Genomic DNA, 21267 nt, shown 5'->3' with positions numbered 1-21267 from the left:
TGTCACCCGAATAGATCGCGGCGCCCGCTTACGCACCCCGAAAAAGTCTGCCCCCGTGAGCAAGATCTTCAAAGTTGCACCGGATGTTGACACCATCACCCTGCTCGCTCACGCCAGCGAGAACCTCGCCTTGTTGAGCGTCATGACCAGCAAACTGGCGACCCAGCTCGATAGCCCGCACCGCAACGTGGTCTTGGCGATTCAGCAGTTGGCGGGGTTGGCTGAAATCCTGATCAACCGAGCACTGGAGAACCTCGATTATCCTCAATCGCCGATCAAGCCCATCTGCCACTGAGTGGGTTTACTCGCCAAGAAAAGAAAATGGGCGACCTCATGCAGGTCGCCCATTTTTGCAACTGCCGTCACTCGGGCTCACATTTTGAACTCAAAGCCTTGAATGCCCTTATCGCCGCGCAGCGCCTTCTCTGTAATCACATACAAATCCCGTATGTGCCCAACCAAAAACGTCCAGAACGCCGGTTCGTTCACGGTTTGCGCGACTAATTCTGCCGGCAGGAACCGACTCATTTCCTTGCGAAACTCAATAACGACTTTCGGATTTACATCCAGCTGGGTAGAGCGATCCTTGAACAAAGCCAGGAACTCATTTTGCTCGCAATGGTGATCGTCAAGTTTTTTTGCGATCAAATCCAATTGCGGGGTTATGCCCTGCTGACGCAACCAAACCATATCCCAGAGATCACGATTCTTGATTCGGTTAGGTCGCAGCGCAAAAGCCACGATTTTGTCTGCGTAAATTTCTTCACGTGTTTCTGCCTGCAAGATCAGACCACTGGTGCCCATGTCGACCCCATACGGGTTAAGCAACTGCATGGGCTGAGGTTGATAGCTCGGAATTGAGCACACATCGATGTTGATACGCTGTGCCGGCAGGTCTCTGCGTCCTGGGCGCGTTTGAACCCTCAGCTTCCAGGTATCGACGTTGCCTTCCTCACGGACAGGTTCACCCACCTCTACTTCAAGGCCGTATTTGATTTTAAGCGTGGTGACTAGAACATGGGCGAGTTCAGTCAGGCTTTCACGATTGAAATCGGCACCGCCGGTAAAGTCCAAATCCTCGCTCAAACGATTTGAGCCATAACAGGCACGCAAACAGGTGCCACCGATGAAGGTCAGTTTGGCGAGCATTCCAGCAGAACTCAGCGCGAGCATTATGTCGTGGTGCAGTAATTCTTTTTCGACTACGACCCGCAAGGGTGCCAAGGCCTGCTGGTTCTTTAATGCCTCATCTACCAGTTCATCAAACAAACTCATTGGCAACGCTCCAATCGATCAAATCCATATTCCGTTTCGCGACTTTCATGTCTCGTAATGCTCGTTGCGGTGTTGCCCGCCATAATCGGCAACGAGTGTCGTAATGCAACTGTCCAAGTAAATCCTGAGGTTGCTGACGAGTGTGCACAAATTCAATCGTGCCCCACCGACCACAGGAGATGGTGCTGCTGCGCCCGGATGACATGAGCGTGATCCAGCTGATGGGGATCTGTGAGATGACGCCGCAATCACTCAATGCTGTTTCCAGGCTGATGTAGTTGAACTGCATGGCACGTAGCCTTGCCGCCGCATGAAACAACACCAGACCGCTTGAGGGCTTGGCAGCCTCAAACATATAAAGCCCTCGACACACTCGCGTTAGATGACCTTCTGACGCGGCGCGGCTCAGCAGCGTTTTATAGGCACCGTCGGAGATATCTGGGACCAGTACCCGGAGGTCGTCCGGAGTGAACAAGTACCTCTCTTCACTGGCCAGACGGGTCAACTCCCGCAGAAGTCGTCCCATTGGCTGGCTAGATTTTGAGTGTGGCTGCATGCCAATGACTCTACAGAAGGTTTCACTTAATGTAACTTACCGTTGAGCACCTTTCAAAGCCCGCTGGTCTTACAGCACAACGAAAGCGCCTAACGCTCACCTGCCGACACCACTCTCAACCCCAACCGCCGCCCCGCAACCCCAACCAATATCCCCACCACAATCGCACCCAACGGCACCACCCCCACCCAGGTCAGCGTCGGAAACACCAACAAAATCTGCGAGTCATTCCCTCCAAGCATCATCGACGCCCCAATCCCCATCAGCACGCCAGCCAGTAAATGCTTCACCGCCGCGCGCCACTCAAACCGCTCATAACTGAACGTCCGCCGATGCAGCGTGTAACTCAACATACCCACGATCAGCATGCCGAACACCGCCATGCGCTCTCCGGTCAGCGAGCCTTCACCTGGCATCCAAAACATCTGCGACAGGTTGTAAAAGAACACGCTGGGCGTCCACAGCGGTTCAAAGGTGTAGAGCGCGCTGGTCAGTGCGCCCAGGAGCATGCTGGACAGCACCAGGTGTTTGTCGCCGTGGACGCGGATCAAGAACAGTAACGCCGCCAACAAAATGCCGAGGGTCAGCCAGTAATGGCCGCTGGTGATGGTCGGCATTTGCAGGGTTTTGTGTTCGGGCAGCATGTTGAGGTGGTGCCAGAGCACGATGCCCAGCACCCAACCGAGGATGGTGAAGACCTTGGTGAGGTTGCCGCTGGCGAGTTTGGTCAGGGTGCCGACGCTGCAGCCATCGTTGAGGACCGAGGCGAGGCCGAATAGCAGGCCACCGGCAACCAACGACAGGTAGCCGACTTCCGGGATAAACAATGGCTGACTGATGCCGAACAGGCTGTAGAACGGCGCCAGCAACAGACCGAACAAGCCGCAAGCAATCAGTGACACGAACAGCGTCGGTCGGCGGTTGAGCAGTAGCCCGATGGCTTTGACCAGGCACATGCCCATACGCTGGGATACCCAGCCGATCAGGAAGCTCAGCAACAGCGAAATCAGCAATGAAAGCACAGGCCTCCTTGTTTCCGGGCGCAGTATTGAGCGGGTGCATAAGGGATAGGTTAGTCGCAGCCAAAACACTTCGGATGAACATCCAAAGCCCTTCTACACTCAGTTCGCATACGCCCTTCAACGCCGACCGAATGAGCCCCCATGACCCTCCTCAAAGACCGCCTGAAGCAAGGCAAGGACGCGCGCAAAGCCTGCCCCCGCAACACCCAGTCGGCCCTAGGCAATATCGACCGCGATCCGCTGCCGCTGATCAAGGCGTCCAGCGAGGGCCGCATAAAGTCGCTGGTCGAGTTGCGCTACGGCCGCATGCTGGTCTCCCCGTTCACCTTCTATCGCGGTAATGCGCTGCTACACGCCCACGATTTGGCCGGCACTTCCAACATGGGGTTGATATCGCCCATCTGCGGCGACAGTCACCTGATGAACTTCGGCGGGTTTGCTACGCCCGAGCGCAATCTGCTGTTCAGCGTCAATGACTTCGACGAAGCACACCCCGGCCCTTGGGAATGGGACCTCAAAAGGTTGGTGGCCAGTTTTATGGTAGCTGCCAAGGATTTGCGCCACGGCGATACGGTCGAGGAAGACGTCTGCCGTCAGGTGGTCGCGGCCTATCAGAAAACCATGGCGGAGTGCGCCCAACAGAGCGCGCTGGAAACCTGGTACGGGTCCATCAGTTACGACGATTTGCTGGAGCAAGCGAGCAAAGCCACGCTGGAACACGTGGAGCGGGCCATCGAGAAAGCCGAGCGGCGCACGCATGCCGAGTTGCTGCCAAAAATATGCGAACGTGACGCCGAGGGCCGTCTGACCATTCGCGATGACTTGCCGGAAATTTTTCACCTGCACACCACCACGACGCTGCTGGATGCCGACGATGACTGGCTGCGGTTCTCTGACTGGAAGCCGCTTTACGACACGTTCATGGGCGACTATCGAACCACACTGCAGGCTGACCGGCGTGAGCTAATGTCGCGGTTTCATGCCCACGACATGGCGTTCAAAGTGGTCGGTGTCGGCAGTGTCGGCACGCGTTGCCTGGTGGCACTGTTGACCGACGAACAGGAAAATCCGCTGTTCCTGCAATTCAAGGAGGCGCGGCGCTCGGTGCTCGCCGGTTACGTCAAGAGCAAGTCGCGGGTGCAGCACAACGGTCAGCGGGTGGTGAACGGCCAGCGGTTGATGCAATCGGCCAGTGACCTGTTTCTCGGCTGGACGACCGGCCCGGCGGTCGACAGTTTTATGTACGCCAGTTACGCGACATGAAAGTCTCGGCTGAAATCGAGACATTCGACGCCGAAACCTTTGCAGCCTATGGACGAACCTGCGGCCGAGCCCTGGCCCGTGCCCACGCCAAATCGTCAGGGCAAGCCGCGCAAATCAGCGGTTACATTGGCAAAAGCGCGGCACTGGCCGATGCGCTCTTCAAGTATGCCGAAGGCTACACCAAGCAGAATGAGCAGGATTTCGAGCGCTTCCAACAGGCTTGCCGCAAGGGCCGTTTGCGGGCGCGTTCCGAGGCCGACTTTGCGGCGGATCACTTGCCATAGTCACCGTAATGGCCCGGTGAGCGTTGAGGTAGATAAATTTTTCTTCACTACACGCGCCTCCATCAAACGGTACATTGCCCTCGCTCATTCAAGAAACTACGGTTTGCCCGCCCTCCCGCGGGCTTTTTTTGCCTGCTGATTACCTCGCCCCCCTGTAGGAGGCGCCGAAGGCTGCGATCTTTTGATCTTTATCTTCGACGATGCTGAAATCGGCAATGATCAAAAGATCGCAGCCTTCGGCAGCTCCTACGGGTGTTTCAATCGATAAAGGTAGGTGTCCTGGACGCCATGCTGCTCTGTCTGACGCGCTCGTGGAAAAATCCTGACCCATTGAAATCCCGCCGCGACCGCCAGGCGCTGACTGGGCAAGTTGGCCGAGGATGTCGTCAGATAAAACGTATTGCCAGGCAGGCTTTCGACCAACGCCTCCAGCGCCCGTCGCATGTGGCCTTTCCCCGCATACTCGGTATTGGCCCAATAACCCACGACATATCGATTGCGACCGCCAGGTTTCAGGCCAATACAGCCAATAATTGCCTGCCCCTTGTCCGTGACGATAAAAAACCGCCGCTCGCCGGTTTCGCTTTCGAACTCATCGACCGATCGCAACATGAAAGCCCGCGCTTCATCCTCGCTGATGTAAGGCTTGGCCCAAGGCAAAAACTCGGAATGAGCCGCAAAACTCGCATTTAACGCATTCTGCAGCGATGTACTCAACATAGGATCGGGCGCCCTCAAACTCATTGAAAGCAGGCCTTCGGGTAACGACAACTGCATATTTCATCCTTAAAACGGCTTCCATGTTCGCCAACCACAGCGAGATTTAAATGTTTGTGCAGTAGTTCCGGGGAACTTATAGACCCAAGAGTTTTAAAGTGCTCAATTTGCGAGTCCTTTTGCAATCGCTGATGCAAATCACTCCCCCACCCTCCATAGGGTGTACCATCAATACCTGTCAATCAGATATCAGTTAGCCATGTCCACGCTAAGCGAAGAGAGCCGCCAGATCGTAGCGTCTCTGGCGCACCGTGTTGGTCCCAACGCTGACATTGCAAGGATCGCCCAAGCGATCGTTTCAATTTTGCAGGATATGGGCGCAGCCCTTACGCCCATCATCGGCCAGCAAGGGGTTGTCGCGCTGTACCGCCGCAGCCTTCATATATGCGTCTCCACCCATCCGCGTCTGGCCGGCACTTATGACAGTGTGCAGGCGTCGCTGGATCTGATTGCCCTCAAGTTCATACTCGTTGAGCAAAACGAAACCGATGCGCTGTTTTTCGGCGACGTGTTGCTGACCACGTTTTATGAGTTATTGACCACGCTGATCGGGCCCTCGCTCACCGCACGTTTGCTTCGTGGCGTGTGGGAACCTTCTTTGAGCGACACCCTTTCGCAGGAAACTTCGCCATGAGCACCAAAGTGACTATCAACCGCCTGGCCACTGGTGTGCCGGGGCTGGACGAGGTGCTGGGCGGAGGTTTGCCGGAGTTTTCGTTCAACCTGATCGCTGGCCCGCCTGGCTGCGGCAAAACCACCCTGGCGCATCAAATGATGTTTGCCCTGGCGACCCCTGAACGCCCGGCGCTGTTCTTTACCGTACTCGGCGAGCCGCCGCTGAAGATGCTGCGTTATCAGCAGCAATTCGATTTTTCGACAGCGAAGCGATCAATCAGTCGATTCGCTATATCAACCTGGCCGACGACACCCTGGCCGGGAACCTGGACGAGGTGCTGCGGCGCATCGTCAGCGAGGTGGAGGCTCACTCCCCGTCGCTGGTGTTTGTCGATTCGTTCCGCTCCGTGGTGCTGGCCAGCCAGACCCAGGACAACCCCAACAACAACCTGCCGCAGTTCGTTCAGCAACTGGGCATGTTGATGACCACCTGGCAGGCAACGACCTTCCTGATCGGCGAATATTTCACCGAAACCGATACCAACCCGATTTTCACCGTCGCCGACGGCCTGATCTGGCTGCGCCAAAGCGTCGAGCGCAACTCGATGGTGCGCAAGATGGAAATCATGAAGATGCGCGGCCAGCCGACATTGCCGGGGCTGCATACCTTCCGTATCGCCACATCGGGAATCAAGGTCTTCGCGCCTGCGCCACTCAACCCGGTTGAAGCACCACAGAAATCCCCGATCAAACGCCTGAAAATGGGCGTGCCACAACTCGACGAGATGCTCGGCGGCGGACTGCCTCAGGGTTATTCGTTGCTGGTAGCCGGGCCTTCGGGTTCGGGCAAAAGCATTCTGGCGTCGACCTTCCTGGCCGAAGGCGCGCGCAATGGCGAAACCGGCGTGATCGCGGTGTTCGAGCAACGGCCTAACCACTCACAAAACACTACATTGGCCGGTTTGATCCAGAGCGGTCAGGTCAGTTTGGTGGATAGCCGGGCGCCGGACCTGTCCATCGACGAGATCGTCCAGTTGCTGCTCAGCGAGATCAGCCGACTGAAAGCCACTCGTGTGGTGATCGATTCGCTATCGGGCTTCGAACTGGCGCTTGCACCGACCTTCCGCGAGGACTTCCGCGAGTCGCTATCGCGCATGGTCAGCGCGCTGACCGGCGCCGGGGTCAGCGTCTTGATGACCTCGGAGCTGGAAGACCGCTACACCGACCTGCGTTTCAGCCCTTACGGCACCGCGTTTCTTACCGACGCGATCATCGTTCAGCGCTACATTGAAGTGCAGAGCCGCTTGTTGCGGATCATGGCCGTGGTCAAGGTGCGGGCCAGCGCTCACTCCGATGAGTTGCGCCTGTACCGCATCGACAATAACGGCTTGCAGATCGGCGAAATGTTGCCGGATCAGGAAGGGTTACTCGGCGGCCGGCCAACCCGGCGACGTGTCGGCAAAGAGGAGGCATAAGCACAGACCATGACGGAGGCCAATGGCACGAATGCACAAGCGATGGCTACGGCCGCTCGTGAGTTGTTCCTGCTCGGCCAAAAAACCGTCGAGGCCCGTGCGGTGCTGGCGGCGCTGCAAAAAGAATTACGCGACACCAACACCCGGCTGGTGGGCGTCCAGCAAATAGAACTGCTGGTCGAAGCCAATGAGCAATTGGTGATGGCGATTCTTACGGCGCAATCGGATGCAAAAAAACCCCTGCGCACACAAGAAGAACAAAAACTGTTCCTGGAGATGCGCGAGGCCAACGCGCAATTGGTGATTGCGGCCCTCAGCGCGCAAAACCTGCAGGCCTCCGCCGAACACACGCTGGCGCAGCAACGCAATATCCTCACGCTGGTCGCCCATGAACTGCGCAACCCGCTGACGCCCATCAGCATGATCGCCGGCCGACTGGTGCGAGTGCCCAGCGAAGAGCTGCCGCGTATGCAGGCCTTGATCGAAAGCCAGGTACAGCACATGTCGCGGCTGGTGGACGACTTGCTCGACGTGTCCCGCGCCAGCACCGGCAAACTGCGCCTCGATCGCCGTATCGTCGACATGGTGCAGATCATCCACGGGGCGATCGACGTGTGCAGCCCGGTGATGAACACCCGCCACCTGCACTTCACCGCCGAACTACCAACCTGTGCACTCTCGGTGGACGGTGACCCGGTGCGGCTCACACAGATTCTCGGCAACCTGCTGGGTAACGCAGCCAAGTACACGCCGTCGGGCGGTAATGTCACGCTGTCGGTCACGGCCAAGGACCAGGTGCTGGAAATAAGCATCTGCGATGACGGCATTGGCATTTCCGCCCAGGCGCTGCCGTTTATCTTCGAACCGTTTGTGCAGGACGTTCATGCCGTCGGCTTCAACGGCGCCGGTCTGGGCATAGGCCTGACGGTGGTTCGTGAGTTGGTGGAAGCCCATGGCGGCACGGTCGTCGGCATGAGCGACGGCGATGGCAAAGGCAGTACCTTTATCGTGACGTTGCCGTTGGCGGTTTGAGTTTTCCGGCTGGCCACGTAATGCTTGCGCTTCGATTCCCGCGACCCGGAGCGCCCAATGCCGCTGCTGACCCTGCCCTGCAATCGCCTGACCCTGGCGGTGCTCGACCCTGAACAGGCGGCGCTGGAGAGCGACTTCTACCGGCGCAACCTGAGGCATCTTGCCCGCTGGTCGCCGATTCGCCCCAGCGATTACCACAGCACTGAAAACATCCGCCCGCGCCTTGAGGTGCAAGCCAGCGCGTTCCAGGCCGGCCTGGCGGTGCATTTTGCGTTGCTGACCCCGGACAGCGGCCAGATGATCGGCGCCTGCAACTTCAGCAGCATCACTCGCGGGGCGTTTCAGGCCTGCTACCTCGGTTACCACATCGACGAAGCTCATCAGGGCCAGGGCTTGATGCAGGAAGCGCTGGAAGCAGGCATTCGCTATATGTTCGAACAGCAGAGCCTGCACCGGATCATGGCCAATTACATTCCTGGCAATGAGCGCAGTGCGCGGCTGCTGGACCGTCTGGGATTTGAACGCGAAGGCTATGCCAAGGCCTACCTGAGTATCGCCGGGCGCTGGCAGGACCACGTGCTGACGGCGTTGATCAACCCGGCGACGAATGCCGGATACCGCTAAGCGCTCATCGTTTTATTGCTCGACGACCTGCTCCGCGGCATCGGGCAACAGGCACCCTTTGGCCATCCACTGACAATCCCTGGCCCAGCGATAACCGGTTTCCGGGTTGCCTCGGTCGTCGTAGTAGGTCAATCGCAGTTGGCTGGCGCTCATATCAAGTTTGGCAAAACCGGCGCGGCCAGTGGCAAACGAGGCGTCCTGAGCTGCGGCGCCAACGACGTCGAGCTTCTGGCCGCCGGCTCCGGAAACCACCCAGGCCGGCTCCGCAGCGCGCAACACCAGCTGCTGATTGTGATCGTGTCCGGCCAGGAAGACATCGACCTTGTTGCGTTGCAACGCAGGCAACAGCGTGGCGACCAGTTGTGAGTCCTCCCCGTGTTCGCCGTGATTGCGCACAGGGTGATGAGCGGCGGCGATTCTCCACACCGGCTGCGGCCCTGGTTGCTGGAAGGCTTGATCCAGCAGGTCGATCTGCTGTTGAAAGGCTTCACGGGGCGCCGAGGTGTCGAGGAACACCATTCGCACCAACGGACGCCCATCGACACTGCCGAAATCCTTGACGTAGAAATTGCTCGGCATCTGCCAGCGACCCGAACCCTTGTGCTGCTGGGCGTACTCAAGTTCGACTTTCTGCGACAGCGGGTAATCGTGATTGCCCAACACCGCGAAGAACGGCACATGACTCAACCACTGCCCCCAATAGACGCGCTCGAACCTCATCTGCCAGCTCAAGTCGTGGGTACCGGTCAGCGGCTTGCCATAAAAGTTGTCGCCCAAAAACACAACCATGTCCAGTCGCCCGTCTCGGACCGCGACCCGTTCCATGGCCTGCCCGACTCGCCACTGTTGCAGGTTGCCGCTGCCCTGATCACCCAAGGCAATCATCGACACGGCCGAAGGGTCCAGGCCACTCAACGGAACATACGGCGATGGCGGTGTGAACATCCAGTAACCGACAATCGCCACGGCGATCAGCAGGATGCCCCCGGCAATGCTTGACCGGCGAGCGGCTTTTCCGGGAACAAAACGTCTGGCGGCAGGCGATGAAGTTTTGGTACGTTTCAATCAAGGGCTCACTTGGCATGGCCAGCCAGGCATAAGGAAAAAACGCGGGCTAACGTGTACCGTTAATAGATCACACTGATTGTTCACACTTTGTTAAGAAGTCGCCCCGTATACTTTTTCCAGCCCGTTTTTTTACGGCCCTCTTTCTTCGGTAGCCAGAACCTTATGTCGCGTCCTGCCCCGTTGCTTTTCCTGCTTGGCTGTCTGCTGTTTTTCTTCGCACTTGGCAATCATCAATTGCAAGGTTCTACCGAAGCCCGGGTTGCCGGGATCGCCATGGAAATGCACCTGGATGACGACTGGGTGACCCCCGTTTGTTCGGCGAACCGTTTCTGGAGAAACCGCCCCTGAGCCTTTGGCTCGATGCCGGGGCAATTCGCGTGTTCGGCGGCACGCCGTGGGCAGTGCGACTGGCCTCGGCGTTTGCCGGGTTGTTCAGCGTGATGGTGCTGTACGCGATGCTGCGCCGGTTTGGCCGGCCAAAGACCGTTGCCTGGACCGCCGGGATCCTGCTGGCGACCATGGCCAGCTACTGGAGCAACGTGCGCGGTGTCGGTGAAGACGCCTGCTCGCCCTCGGCGTGACCATGGCGCTGTTGGCGTTTTTCCAGGGGCAACGGCACTCCACGGTCGGTAACGCGTTACTGTTCGTCGCGGGGATTGCCATTGCGACGCTGAGCAAAGGCGTGTTGGGCCTGGCGATGCCGGGGGTGGTGATCTTCGCGTTTCTGCTGGCCGAGAGCCTGATGGACAAACGCCTGAAAGTCGCCGACTGGCTGCGCCCCGGCGTGTTGACGCTGGTGGGGTTGATTCCGCTGCTGATCTGGCTCGCCGTGCTGTATCAACGCGGCGGCGCACATGCCCTGGGCGAAGTGCTGTTGACCAACAGCGTCGGGCGCTTCAGCGGCTCCTTCGTCGAAGCCGGGCATTACGAACCGTTCTATTACTACCTGGCCAAATTGCCGGAAGCATTCCTGCCCTGGAACATTCTGGTGTACCTGGGGCTGTGGCACTTTCGCAAAAGCCTGATGGCCAACCGTTACTTGCTGTTCTTCACCCTGTGGATCCTGGCGCAGTTCGTCATGCTGACGTTGGCGTCGAGCAAGCGCACGGTGTACCTGATGTCGATGACGCCTGCCGCGGCGGTGATTGCGGCGGAATATGCGCGCGTCTTGTTTGACCGGCTGAAGGCCCGTGAAGGCGCCTCAACCTTGCTCGGCCGCATCGCCCGACACCGCCAAGCGTTGGCCGCCGGTTTGCTCACGGTAATCATCGCCAGCTACCTGGCCGCCGCCCAATGGGCCATGCCCCGGGCCGACGTCGAGCTGTCCTTCCTGCCACTGACCGAGCAGATTCAGACGCTACAGGCCAATGGGCAAGAAGTCGCCCTGTTCCAGGCCAATGAACGGGTTGGCGGCGCCACCGTGTTCTACACCCAGCATGTGCTCAAGGGGTTGGACACCGAGGCACAATTGCATGCGTTTCTGAAGGCATCACCGACCAATGTGGCCGTGATGTCTGGCGAAAGCGAACCGGCTGCGCCGTTGAAGGTACTCAAGGTGATGATGGTGGGGCGGCAGGCTTACTACTTCGTTGGAGAGTGATACCGCGTTATCGTTCTTCGCGGGCAAGCCTCGCTCCTACAGGGATTGTGTGAGCGCCGAAAATCCCCTGTAGGAGCGAGGCTTGCCCGCGAAAGCAATGTCCCAGCCACCGCTAGCCCTGGGCCAGACAAATAAAAACCCGCCACCCCATTCAGGGCTGGCGGGTTTTTTGTCGTTCAAGGCTTTATCAATCAGCTAGCCGTCTGCGGCTGCGCAACCCGATCAGCCTGCTCATGCCGTTGCAGCACCGGCTGCTCCAGCCGCGCTCGCCCGTAGAACGCCAGTGCCGTCAGCAAACACGCCAGCCACACGAAGATCCCGGCCCAGAAGGTGTGGGACATGTAGTGCCAGCCCTGCAGGACCCGTGTGGTGCCGTAGATGAAGCCAAGCAACAACGAACCCCACATCAGCGCTTTCGAGAAGCGCCACCGGTAACGACGGGCCACGAAATACAACGCAAGCATGGTGAAACCGCCCGAGGCATGTCCGCCCGGCCAGCAGCGTCCGTCGCCAGCTTCCTTGAACAGCTGGAAGTTGTTGTACCACTCCATGTGGGCGATTTTGCCGCCATAGAGGGTCGTTTCAATCGGGCAGTAGACGCTGGTGTGGGCCTTGAGGAAGTGGATCACGCCGGTGCAAATGGCAAACGCAAACACCACAAACAGGAAGTCCCGACGATGCCCGCTGGCAAACCGCAGTACCGGTGCGACTTTGCTGCGTTCCAGAAAACCAGCCAGTCGCGGGTACTTTTGCGTGTTGATCAGCGGCCAGACAAACGAGAGGATCGCGCCGATCAAGGCGATTTCAGCCGTCCAGTTCGGAATGATGCGCGCCCACTTGTGGGTGAGCTGTTCGAAGAAATGAACCTTGTCCAGCGGGAAGCTCTGGGTGACAGGATCAAACAGAAGGTTGCTGAAAGCGATGTCGATTTTCGTCATGTCGAACATCAGAAAAACCACGGCCGCACAGAACAGTGGAATACCAAAGTTCACCCAGTAAAAGCGGTAAGGAGAAGAAGTCAGCATGAACGTCCTGATTCAGAAAAGTGAAGGGCAACTTACTGGGTCGTCACCGACCGCCAGTCAGAGGCCTCGATGAAGCCAAGCATACGCGGCGCTTGAGGGGTTTCGGCGGAGATGAACAGCGAGGCGCCATAACCGGGGGTGGAAAGCGACAGGTTGAGCGCTTTCGCCAGATCTGCCATGCATTCGCTATGGGTCACCAGAATCAGGTTCCTGCCTGGCACTTTGTGCGCCAGCGCGTCGCGCAACATGGTGCCCTTGCAACTGATCAACCAGTCTTCGCCCACACCCACCGAGTTGAACATGTAGCCGGCGGTCTGCGCCGTGCGCAGCATCGGGCTGTTGTAAATGTCGGCTCTGGTCAGGCCCAGACGTTCGAAGTGCGAACCAACAGCAACGGCGACGCCGCGGGAACGGTCAGTGATGCCATCGTTACCACTCAGGCAAACCGCCGTGGAGTGATCGCAACGTTCGACGTGGCGTACCAGAACGATCATGTCGCCCTTGGCCCAGCCGGACACCAACGCCTTGGCGCCGGCCACGTTGCCATGGGCCAGGTCCGGTACCGAGGCGGGCCGCAACAGCCAGATCGTCAGTGGAATAACCAATAGCGAAGCGGCCAGGATGACGGCGGTGTTTCGATAACGGGCCAAACGGCTCACGTTAATCGAGCGTTTTACCCCGAACAGACTCAGTCTCAATTCCACATCAAGCCGCCTCGCCGGCATGCCGCACCTGTCGTTTAAGGCGACGAGGGTAGAGAGGCGTGCGTCGGCGACAAGTGAAACAATTGTGAAAAAAGCTTAAGCCTCTAAAAATCTTGTTACAGGATCCGTCCTACAAAAACCTTTCAGCTCTCGGGATTACTGCCGATACAGGTTTGCAACACACCTTGCTGGCACCCTAAAAACAACAATCTTCCAGCCAAATGACGATAAAGAAATACAACGTTCCTGGAGGAATTGTGATGAATAGCTGGTTCGCAAATATCAGCGTAAACCTGAAACTGGGCCTGGGATTCGGTCTGGTTCTGGCATTGACCTGCGTCCTGGCCCTCACCGGCTGGACAAGCCTGGGCGGGTTGATTGACCGCAGCAACTGGATGAGTGACATCACCCAGCTCAACGCCGGCCTGACCAAATTGCGCGTGGTTCGCCTGCAATACATGCTGACCAACGGCGACGAAACCGCCGCGCAGAATGTACAGACCACCCTCGACAGTTTTGCGGCTCAACAAACCGCACTGCTGGGCAGTTTCAAAAATGCCGACAACCTGAAAACGCTCAAAGAGCAGGCCGCGGTCATCGCCGCGTATCAGGCATCGTTGAAAGAAATGCGCAGCGCTTACCGCACCGGTAACAGCGCCCGCGACGCCATGGGCGCCAATGCCGAGTCCGCCAACACGCTGATCAACACGATCAGCAAGCAAGTTCAGGAAATGCCCCTGAGCGATCAACGCTTCGAACAGTTCCAGGCTGTTACGGCGGCAAAGGAAGCGTTCATGCTGGCGCGCTACGAAGTGCGCGGTTACACCGCCAATTCTAATGCCGAGACCGAACAGAAGGCTGTCGCCCAACTGGATGCGGCCATCGCCAGCCTTAAACAGCTGAACGTGCATTTTGCCGACACCCAGCCAGACAACCTGCGTCAGCTGGAAACAGCGCTGACTAATTACCGCAGCGCCTTGCAGGCGTTCAAGGTCGCCACCGCCGACGCTGTGCGAGTGCGCAAGGACATGACCGACCAAGGCAATGCCATCGTCGACCTGAGCGACAAGCTCTATCAATTCCAGCTCGACCGTCGTGACGTCGAAAGCGCCCAGGCCCGCACCCTTCAGCTGATCAGCACCTTGCTGGCGTTGCTGGTGGGCGTGATTGCCGCGGTGGTCATCACCCGTCAGATCACCGGCCCGCTGCGCGAAACCATGACCGTGGTTGACCGTATCGCCAGCGGCGACCTGTCCCAGGACGTCAAAGTCACCCGCCGCGACGAACTCGGCGTGTTGCAGCAAGGCATTGGTCGCATGGGCGTGACCCTGCGGGACCTGATCAGCGGCATCCGCGACGGTGTCACCCAGATCGCCAGCGCGGCCGAAGAGTTGTCGGCCGTGACCGAGCAAACCAGCGCCGGGGTCAACAGCCAGAAGATCGAAACCGATCAGGTCGCCACCGCGATGCACGAGATGACTGCCACTGTGCAGGAAGTCGCGCGCAACGCCGAAGAAGCCTCCCAGGCAGCCGCCGCGGCGGATGGCGAAGCTCGTGAAGGCGACAAAGTGGTTAACGAAGCCATCGCCCAGATCGAACGCCTGGCCACCGAAGTGGCGCGTTCCACGCAAGCCATGAACGTGCTGCAACAGGAAAGCGACAAGATCGGCAGCGTCATGGACGTGATCAAGGCCGTGGCCGAACAGACCAACCTGCTGGCCCTCAACGCCGCGATTGAAGCCGCCCGTGCCGGTGAAGCCGGTCGTGGTTTTGCCGTGGTGGCCGACGAAGTCCGTGGCCTGGCCCAGCGCACGCAGAAATCCACCGAAGAAATCGAAGGCCTGGTGGCCGGTCTGCAGAACGGCACCCAACAAGTGTCGGCGGTGATGAACAACAGCCGCGCCCTGACCGACAGCAGCGTCGCGCTGACCCGCAAGGCTGGCGTATCACTGGAAAACATCACCCGCACGGTGTCCAACATCCAGTCGATGAACCAGCAAATCGCCGCCGCTGCCGAACAGCAAAGCGCCGTGGCCGAAGAGATCAGCCGCAGCATCATCAACGTGCGCGACGTGTCCGAACAGACCGCCGCCGCCAGCGACGAAACGGCTAAATCCAGTGTTGAACTGGCACGGTTGGGTGGTCAGTTGCAGCAGATGGTCAGCCACTTCAGGGTCTGATATTCACTGCTGATCGTTCCCACGCTCCCGCGTGGGAACGATCAACCTCAAACCTGTAGGAGCGAGCGATGCGGCGGTCCGACTTGCCCACGAAAGCGATCTACCAGTCACCGAAGATACTCAGGCCTCCCACGGGTTAATGATCTCAACCCCGGAAAACTCAAAATCCCGAACATTGCGAGTAGCAATCGGCGCTCCATGTCGTCGGCAAATCGCGGCAATTTGTGCATCGGCCATCGACACCGCTCGACCACTTGCTTCACAGCCCGCCACCAGCGTCGCGTAATCGACGGCGGCATGGGCATCAAAAGGCAATATCCTTCCTGCAAAGTCTTCCTCGAACATTGCCATCGCATGCGCCTCAAGTTTCTGTTTGCGCTTGCCAAACGGCAGCCGAGCGATTCCATGAAGAATTTCTGCCACGGTAATTGCGCTAATCGCTAGGTCCATCGCCGGTTGCGCATCGACCCAAGCCAGGACGTGTGAATCGGGCTCGACTCGAATGAACTCGGAAAGAACATTGGTATCGAGCACTATCATTCGGAGAAATCCACCGCGCTCGCTTTTTCCTGCCGCGAAGGCAGATCGAGTTCTATCCCGCCACTCGTAGAGAATCGCTGGCGAATCCGACTGCCCAGACCACCCGCGCGATCAACCGTCGCCAACGCTCGCCCCAGAATCAGGCGAGCCTCTTCTTCCATGGAATGTCCATTATGGGCCGCTGCAATACGCAGCTGTTCCTTGATCTGATCGTCGAGGTTTCGAATAGTGATGCTGGCCATGATGCCTCCTGCAATCAATGAAATCATTGATTGAGGCTAACACAACCTGTTTTACCAAAACCTGCCAAACTGCCGAACGGCCAAGAGCACCGCTGGCGATTCGCCCCTGTAGGAGCTGCATCGTGCGAGAAGAGGATTGCGTCGTGCGCGAAGCAAACGTCAGGCCGGGTAGCCAGTGATCTTGCGAATGCTTTGGTACAGCGGCTTAAGCTGTCGGTACATGCGCAGATAGACCTCTTTGTACAGTCGCTGATAGATCTGCTGCGCCTCAGGCTGAGGCATGAATACCGCGCCGACGCGGGTCATGGCCGTCATCGCCGTGGGAAAATCCGCGTGCAATCCAAGCCCGACCGCGCAGCAAATGGCCGCTCCCAAACCGGACGCTTCGTAGACATGCGGACGCTCGGCCGGCAGGCCAAAAATGTCCGCCGTGAGCTGCATCGCCGCATCACTCTGGGAGCCACCACCGGCGACTCGCAAGCGCTTGATGGAGACCTTCGAACGCTTCTCGATGCTCTCCATACCCTGACGCAAGGCATACGCTAAACCTTCGAGGATCGCCCGATAGATATGCGCGCGCGTATGCACGTCGCCGAAGCCGATCATCGCGCCCTTGGCTTCCACACCCGGTTCGCGAATACCGGGCGACCAGTAGGGTTGCAGCATCAGGCCCATGGAGCCTGGCGGCACGGCGTTGACCAACGCGTCGAAGAGTTGCTCAGGCTCCACGCCTTGCGCTTTGGCCTGCTGCATTTCCCGCAGGCCGAACTCGTTCTTGAACCAGCTGACCATCCAGTAGCCGCGATAAATCATCACCTCGCAGTTGTATTGATCCGGTACCGCAGAGGGGTAAGGCGGAATCAACGGGACGATTTCCAGATAGCGCGAACGGGTGCTGGTGATCGTCGCCGTGGTGCCGTAGGACAGGCACACCGTGTCCGCGTCGACCACTCCGGAACCCACGACTTCGCAGGCCTTGTCAGCACCGGCGGCGATCAGAGGCAAGCCCTCGGGAATGCCGGTATGGCGGCTGGCCTCGGCGCTAATGTGGCCCAGGGTTTCACCGGGTTTGTGCAGCGTGGGCAATTGCCCGGGACGCACCGCCAGCGCCTGCCATTTCCAGTCGGCGGGAGCGGCCCAGCGCAGGCGTTTGAAGTCGAAGGGCAGGTAGCCGACGCAACAGCCCACCGAGTCGACAAAGCGCCCGCACAGACGATGGGTGAGAAACCCCGAGAGCAGCAAAAACTTGTCAGTCGCCGCCCACACTTCAGGCTGATGGCGCGCGATCCAGTTGGCCTCGGCCTGAGCGCGAAAATAATCCACGGTGGCTTGCGCGCCGACCAGTTTGAACAGCCAGCCCCACGGCCCCTTGATCCCGCCTTCGACTTCGGTCTGGCGTTGATCGAGCCACAGAATCGCCGGGCGCAGCGGCTTGCCTTGGGCATCGACGTTGATCACTGTGCCGCGCTGGGTGGTCAGGGAGACGCCGGCAATCTGTGAACGGTCGATGCCGGTTTGCTGCCATAACTGCTGGCAGGCCTCCCCCAGTTTCGCCCAGTAATATTCCGGGTCCTGCTCGGCCCAGCCAGGTTGCGTCGAGTAATACGCCTGCAATTCAACCTTGCCTTTGCCCAGCAGATTGCCCTGCAAGTCGAAGAGCAGCGCGCGCACGCTCTGGGTCCCATTGTCGATCGCCAGCAGGTAACGCTTGTTCGGGGGGTTATCCATGGAGCTCTCTTCAATGGGCATTTTGCGAGGCTTCCGGCAAACCGTGGTGGCGTTGCCACAACGCTCGGTAACGCTGCAGCTCCTGTTGCCAATGCTCATCGTCCCAGCCCAGTCGCGGCTGACAGAGGTGACGAATGGCCGCAAAGTAATCCTCGCCGCCACGAGGCAGCAACAGACCCAAACGGGTGCGACGCAACAACAGGTCATCCAGGTGCAGGACCATTTCCGTGTCGCAGGCAAAGGCCAGTTCCGCCCACAAGGTGTCAGTGGCGCCAACGCTGTCATGGCCCAACTCGGCGATCAGTTGCGCCAGCCTCGGCAGGTCACGGCCATGCCGTCCGGCCAGGCGCCGCCATTGACTGCCACTGAGCCCCGCAATCGCCAGCGGTGGCACGACGGCAAACACCGGCGCGCCGTCATCACTGAGGGCGCGCCCGAGCATGGTCGCGCAGGCCTTGAGCACTTCGATGGCCTGCGGGCGAAAGGTCGTCAGCTTGCCGCCAGCCAGGGTCACGCAACCGGGTTCCAGCCACAGCACATGCTCGCGGGTTTCACTGGACGGTTTGCCCTGATGCTCACCCGCAGCGCTGCCAACTACCGGGCGCACGCCCGACCAGGTCGACAACACATCGGCGGCGACCACTTCAGCCTCGGGGAACTGCTGGGCACAGGCGGCCAGCAGGTAGTCGAGTTCCTCGGCGCTGATGCTCGCGCTCTGGTCCAGATCCTCTTGATGATCGAGGTCCGTGGTGCCGACCACCGTGGCACCTTCCCAAGGGAAAACAAACACCGGTCGACGGTCGCGCTCGTGCAGGAAGGTAAAGGCCTGCGCCACGGGTAGCCGCCAGCCCGGCAGCAACAAATGACTGCCACGCAAAGGGCGCAACTGACGCGGAGCATCGGACGGCCGCAAGCGTTCGGCCCAGGCGCCGGTGGCCACGGCCAACACAGCACAACGCAATTGCAGCGACGCACCGCCCTCGCAGTCCTCGACCTGAACCCCGCACACCCGCCCCTCTTCACGCAGCAACTGCTGCACACGCATCCCGTTGAGCACCATGGCGCCGTCGGCTCGCGCCTCGCCCAAAACGCGCATCACCAGACGGGCGTCATCGGTCAGTGCATCAACAAAACAGGTGCCGCCCAGTAGGTCATGTTGCTTCACCCCCGGCGCGAGATAACCCAGTTGCTGCGCGTCATGGAAGCGATGACTACGCCGCCCGGCCAACGCGTCATAGACGCTCAACAAACCACCCAGCACCCGCGGGCCGGGAAAGCCGCCACGGTAATGCGGCATCAAGAAACTCATCGGCTCCACCAGCCCCGGCGCTTCGTCGAGCAGGCGCTGGCGTTCGCGAACCGAATCGCGGGTCAGGCGCCACTGGCCCTTGGCAATGTAACGCAAGCCGCCATGGACCATTTTCGAGGAACGGCTGGAAGTGCCCCAGGCGAAATCGCGCTGTTCCAGCAGCAGGCAACGCCAGCCACGGCGCGCGGCTTCGCGCAGGATGCCGGCGCCGCTGATGCCGCCGCCAATGACAATCAGGTCCCAGGTTTCATCCGCCAGCGTCGGCAGCACGTGCTGCCTCCACGCCGCGTTCCAGTCGAGGCTCATGCTCGTCACTCCTGCAACAGCGTGCCAGGGTTCAGTCGCCCGGCCGGATCGAAATGCCGGCTCAGCGCCTGCAAGGTGTCCATCGCCAGCGCGCCCTTCTCCCGCAGCAAGTACGGCGCGTGGTCTTTGCCCACGCCATGCTGGTGACTGATGGTGCCGTGGTTGTCGACGATGGTCTGACTGGCGGCCTGTTTGAGCGCCTGCCAGCGAGCCAGGGTGGCAGCGTAGTCCGCTGCCGGGCGAAACACATAAGTGGTGTAGATGCTCGAGCCTTCGCCATAGACATGGGACAGGTGAGTGAACACATGCACCCGCTCGCCTTCAGCGGCCAAGGCGTCGCGCAGGCTGTTTTCGACCAGGCTCAGCAGGTTGTCGACATTGCTCCAGTCGGTGGCGGTTTCCAGGGTGTCGACCACATAACCGGCGTTCCACAGGTTCTCGCGCAGGTAAGGGAAACGGAAGCGGTTCTGCGCCCACTTCTTGCCGAGCAAGGTGCCGGTGAAGACGCCGCCGAAGGCCTTCAAGTGCTGCCGGGCCTGACTCAGGGACAGCGCATTTTGCCGCCGATTGCCGGTCACGCCGAACGTCAGCAGGCATTTGCCCGCACCGGCGCCACGCAGGGTGAGGTACTTTTCCAGCCAGGCAATTTGCTGCGGATGACCGGCCAGCGCCAGCTGGGTCTCGGTTTCCACCGCGTTGGACAAGCGCAGCATCGACAGCGGTACGCGCGCTTGGGCCAACTGGCGGATGGCTTGCAGCGCCTGCGGCCAATCGGGCAAAAACACCCCATAGAAACGCTCATCGGCCGGTAGTGCGCTGACCCGCACTTTGACCTCGGAAATAATCCCGAAACGGCCTTCACAGCCCAGCACCACCTCGCGCAGATCGGGACCGGCGGCCGAGGCCGGGAAAGTAGCGATTTCCAAAGGACCGGCAAAGGTTTCCAGGATGCCACCGGCGAACAATTGCTCGATCCGCCCGTAGCGCAGCGACTGTTGGCCACTGGATCGACTGGCGACCCAACCGCCAAGGGTCGACAGTTCCCACGACTGCGGAAAATGCCCCAGGGTGTAACCACGGGCGCGCAGCTGACTTTCCACCTGCGGCCCCGTCGCACCGGGGCCGAAAGTAGCCAGCAGGCTCTGTTCGTCGAGGTCCAGCAGGCGATTCATGCGGGCCAGGGAAACCGTCACCACCGGCCGTGCGGAACTCGGCGGATTGATGTGCCCGGCCACCGAGGTGCCGCCGCCATAAGGAATCAGACACAGGTCCTGCGACTGGGCGAGCGCCAGTAACTGGCGAATCTGTTCGGCGCTCTCGGGGAAGGCAACGGCGTCCGGATAAATCCCCGGAGCCCCTTCGCGCAACGCCAGCCAGTCCGGCAGGCTCTGCCCCCGCGCGTGCAGCAAACGATCATGCGCAGTCACGCTATACGAGGGATGTTCCGACAACCGCGAGGCCGGCACGCGGGCCAATGCCGTCTCGAGCGTTGCATCGGGCAGCGCTCGGCCGGCACCTAGCCGTTCAGCGAGAAATCCCGCGCCCTGAGCCGGCAGCTCGACCACCGTGGTTGCATCTCCCCAGCCGTTCCAGCGTCGCATGCGTGTGTCCTTTTGCGGTTCTGATCAGTGATATTTCAGAG

The 21267-nt window shown here is 59.7% G+C and carries 17 protein-coding genes and 3 pseudogenes; 8 read left to right on the top strand and 12 right to left on the bottom strand.

What is annotated here, in order from left to right; translation table 11 throughout:
* Positions 1–55 precede the first annotated feature (55 nt).
* A complete protein-coding gene (locus RHM58_RS12610; protein ID WP_322270510.1) occupies positions 56–295 on the top strand; it encodes a DUF6124 family protein in 240 nt (79 codons plus the stop codon).
* A gap of 77 nt (positions 296–372) precedes the next feature.
* Here the strand turns inward: RHM58_RS12610 and RHM58_RS12605 are convergent, their stop codons facing one another.
* The 3 genes from RHM58_RS12605 to RHM58_RS12595 all read right to left on the bottom strand — a co-directional run bounded on the left by RHM58_RS12605 (position 373) and on the right by RHM58_RS12595 (position 2853).
* Complete coding sequence (locus tag RHM58_RS12605; protein ID WP_201255122.1) at positions 373–1275, bottom strand: nucleotidyl transferase AbiEii/AbiGii toxin family protein; 903 nt, start codon at positions 1273–1275, stop codon at positions 373–375.
* Positions 1262–1801 (bottom strand): type IV toxin-antitoxin system AbiEi family antitoxin, encoded by a 540-nt coding sequence (abiEi, locus tag RHM58_RS12600; protein WP_277952852.1) that lies wholly within the window; start codon positions 1799–1801, stop codon positions 1262–1264. The genes RHM58_RS12605 and abiEi overlap by 14 nt, the downstream gene beginning before the upstream one ends.
* Positions 1802–1920: 119 nt before the next feature.
* Entirely contained in the window at positions 1921–2853 is a 933-nt protein-coding gene (locus tag RHM58_RS12595) for a YeeE/YedE thiosulfate transporter family protein (RefSeq protein WP_201255120.1), read from the bottom strand.
* A 141-nt stretch (positions 2854–2994) separates the two neighbouring features.
* Here RHM58_RS12595 and RHM58_RS12590 point away from each other — a divergent pair.
* A pseudogene (locus RHM58_RS12590) lies at positions 2995–4400 on the top strand (DUF2252 domain-containing protein).
* A 246-nt stretch (positions 4401–4646) separates the two neighbouring features.
* Here the strand turns inward: RHM58_RS12590 and RHM58_RS12585 are convergent.
* A complete protein-coding gene (locus RHM58_RS12585) occupies positions 4647–5177 on the bottom strand; it encodes a GNAT family N-acetyltransferase (RefSeq protein ID WP_322270509.1) in 531 nt (176 codons plus the stop codon).
* Between the two features lie 199 nt (positions 5178–5376).
* On the opposite strand from RHM58_RS12585, the gene RHM58_RS12580 reads away from it, so the two are divergent.
* The 4 genes and pseudogenes from RHM58_RS12580 to rimJ all read left to right on the top strand — a co-directional run bounded on the left by RHM58_RS12580 (position 5377) and on the right by rimJ (position 8923).
* Positions 5377–5811 (top strand): hypothetical protein, encoded by a 435-nt coding sequence (locus RHM58_RS12580; protein ID WP_242486232.1) that lies wholly within the window; start codon positions 5377–5379, stop codon positions 5809–5811.
* Positions 5808–7267 (top strand): annotated as a pseudogene (locus tag RHM58_RS12575) (RAD55 family ATPase). Before RHM58_RS12580 ends, RHM58_RS12575 begins: the two are co-directional and overlap by 4 nt.
* A 9-nt stretch (positions 7268–7276) precedes the next feature.
* Positions 7277–8299, top strand: a complete 1023-nt coding sequence (locus tag RHM58_RS12570) for a sensor histidine kinase (protein WP_322270508.1) — start codon at positions 7277–7279, stop codon at positions 8297–8299.
* 57 nt (positions 8300–8356) lie between these two features.
* A complete protein-coding gene (rimJ, locus tag RHM58_RS12565) occupies positions 8357–8923 on the top strand; it encodes a ribosomal protein S5-alanine N-acetyltransferase (protein WP_201255115.1) in 567 nt (188 codons plus the stop codon).
* 12 nt (positions 8924–8935) lie between these two features.
* Here rimJ and RHM58_RS12560 read toward each other — a convergent pair whose 3' ends face one another.
* A complete protein-coding gene (locus RHM58_RS12560; protein WP_242486231.1) occupies positions 8936–9988 on the bottom strand; it encodes a metallophosphoesterase in 1053 nt (350 codons plus the stop codon).
* Positions 9989–10153: 165 nt separating this feature from the next.
* Here RHM58_RS12560 and RHM58_RS12555 point away from each other — a divergent pair.
* Positions 10154–11591 (top strand): annotated as a pseudogene (locus RHM58_RS12555) (ArnT family glycosyltransferase).
* A 191-nt stretch (positions 11592–11782) separates the two neighbouring features.
* Here the strand turns inward: RHM58_RS12555 and RHM58_RS12550 are convergent.
* Both RHM58_RS12550 and RHM58_RS12545 read right to left on the bottom strand, forming a co-directional pair.
* Positions 11783–12616: a phosphatase PAP2 family protein gene (locus tag RHM58_RS12550; protein ID WP_322270507.1), complete on the bottom strand. Its 834-nt coding sequence runs from the start codon at positions 12614–12616 to the stop codon at positions 11783–11785.
* Positions 12617–12648: 32 nt separating this feature from the next.
* Positions 12649–13320: a histidine phosphatase family protein gene (locus tag RHM58_RS12545; protein WP_201200401.1), complete on the bottom strand. Its 672-nt coding sequence runs from the start codon at positions 13318–13320 to the stop codon at positions 12649–12651.
* 260 nt (positions 13321–13580) lie between these two features.
* Here RHM58_RS12545 and RHM58_RS12540 point away from each other — a divergent pair, with 260 nt between their 5' ends.
* Positions 13581–15500: a HAMP domain-containing methyl-accepting chemotaxis protein gene (locus RHM58_RS12540; protein ID WP_322270506.1), complete on the top strand. Its 1920-nt coding sequence runs from the start codon at positions 13581–13583 to the stop codon at positions 15498–15500.
* A 120-nt stretch (positions 15501–15620) separates the two neighbouring features.
* On the opposite strand, the gene RHM58_RS12535 is transcribed toward RHM58_RS12540, so the two are convergent.
* The 5 genes from RHM58_RS12535 to RHM58_RS12515 all read right to left on the bottom strand — a co-directional run bounded on the left by RHM58_RS12535 (position 15621) and on the right by RHM58_RS12515 (position 21226).
* On the bottom strand, positions 15621–16040 hold the full coding sequence (locus RHM58_RS12535; RefSeq protein WP_322270505.1) for a type II toxin-antitoxin system VapC family toxin: 420 nt from the start codon (positions 16038–16040) through the stop codon (positions 15621–15623).
* Positions 16037–16282, bottom strand: a complete 246-nt coding sequence (locus RHM58_RS12530; RefSeq protein WP_201255111.1) for a FitA-like ribbon-helix-helix domain-containing protein — start codon at positions 16280–16282, stop codon at positions 16037–16039. Before RHM58_RS12530 ends, RHM58_RS12535 begins: the two co-directional genes overlap by 4 nt.
* Positions 16283–16441: 159 nt before the next feature.
* Positions 16442–18010, bottom strand: a complete 1569-nt coding sequence (locus RHM58_RS12525) for an FGGY-family carbohydrate kinase (protein ID WP_322270504.1) — start codon at positions 18008–18010, stop codon at positions 16442–16444.
* A gap of 10 nt (positions 18011–18020) precedes the next feature.
* Entirely contained in the window at positions 18021–19625 is a 1605-nt protein-coding gene (locus RHM58_RS12520; protein WP_322270503.1) for a glycerol-3-phosphate dehydrogenase/oxidase, read from the bottom strand.
* 5 nt (positions 19626–19630) lie between these two features.
* Positions 19631–21226, bottom strand: coding sequence for an FAD-binding oxidoreductase (locus RHM58_RS12515; RefSeq protein WP_322270502.1), 1596 nt, complete (start codon positions 21224–21226; stop codon positions 19631–19633).
* Between the last annotated feature and the right edge of the window lie 41 nt (positions 21227–21267).

It is taken from the genome of Pseudomonas sp. 10S4 (assembly GCF_034344865.1).
Classification (GTDB): domain Bacteria; phylum Pseudomonadota; class Gammaproteobacteria; order Pseudomonadales; family Pseudomonadaceae; genus Aquipseudomonas.
The sequence above is the reverse complement of the archived record's forward strand: the minus strand, read 5'-3'. Positions and strand labels throughout refer to the sequence as shown.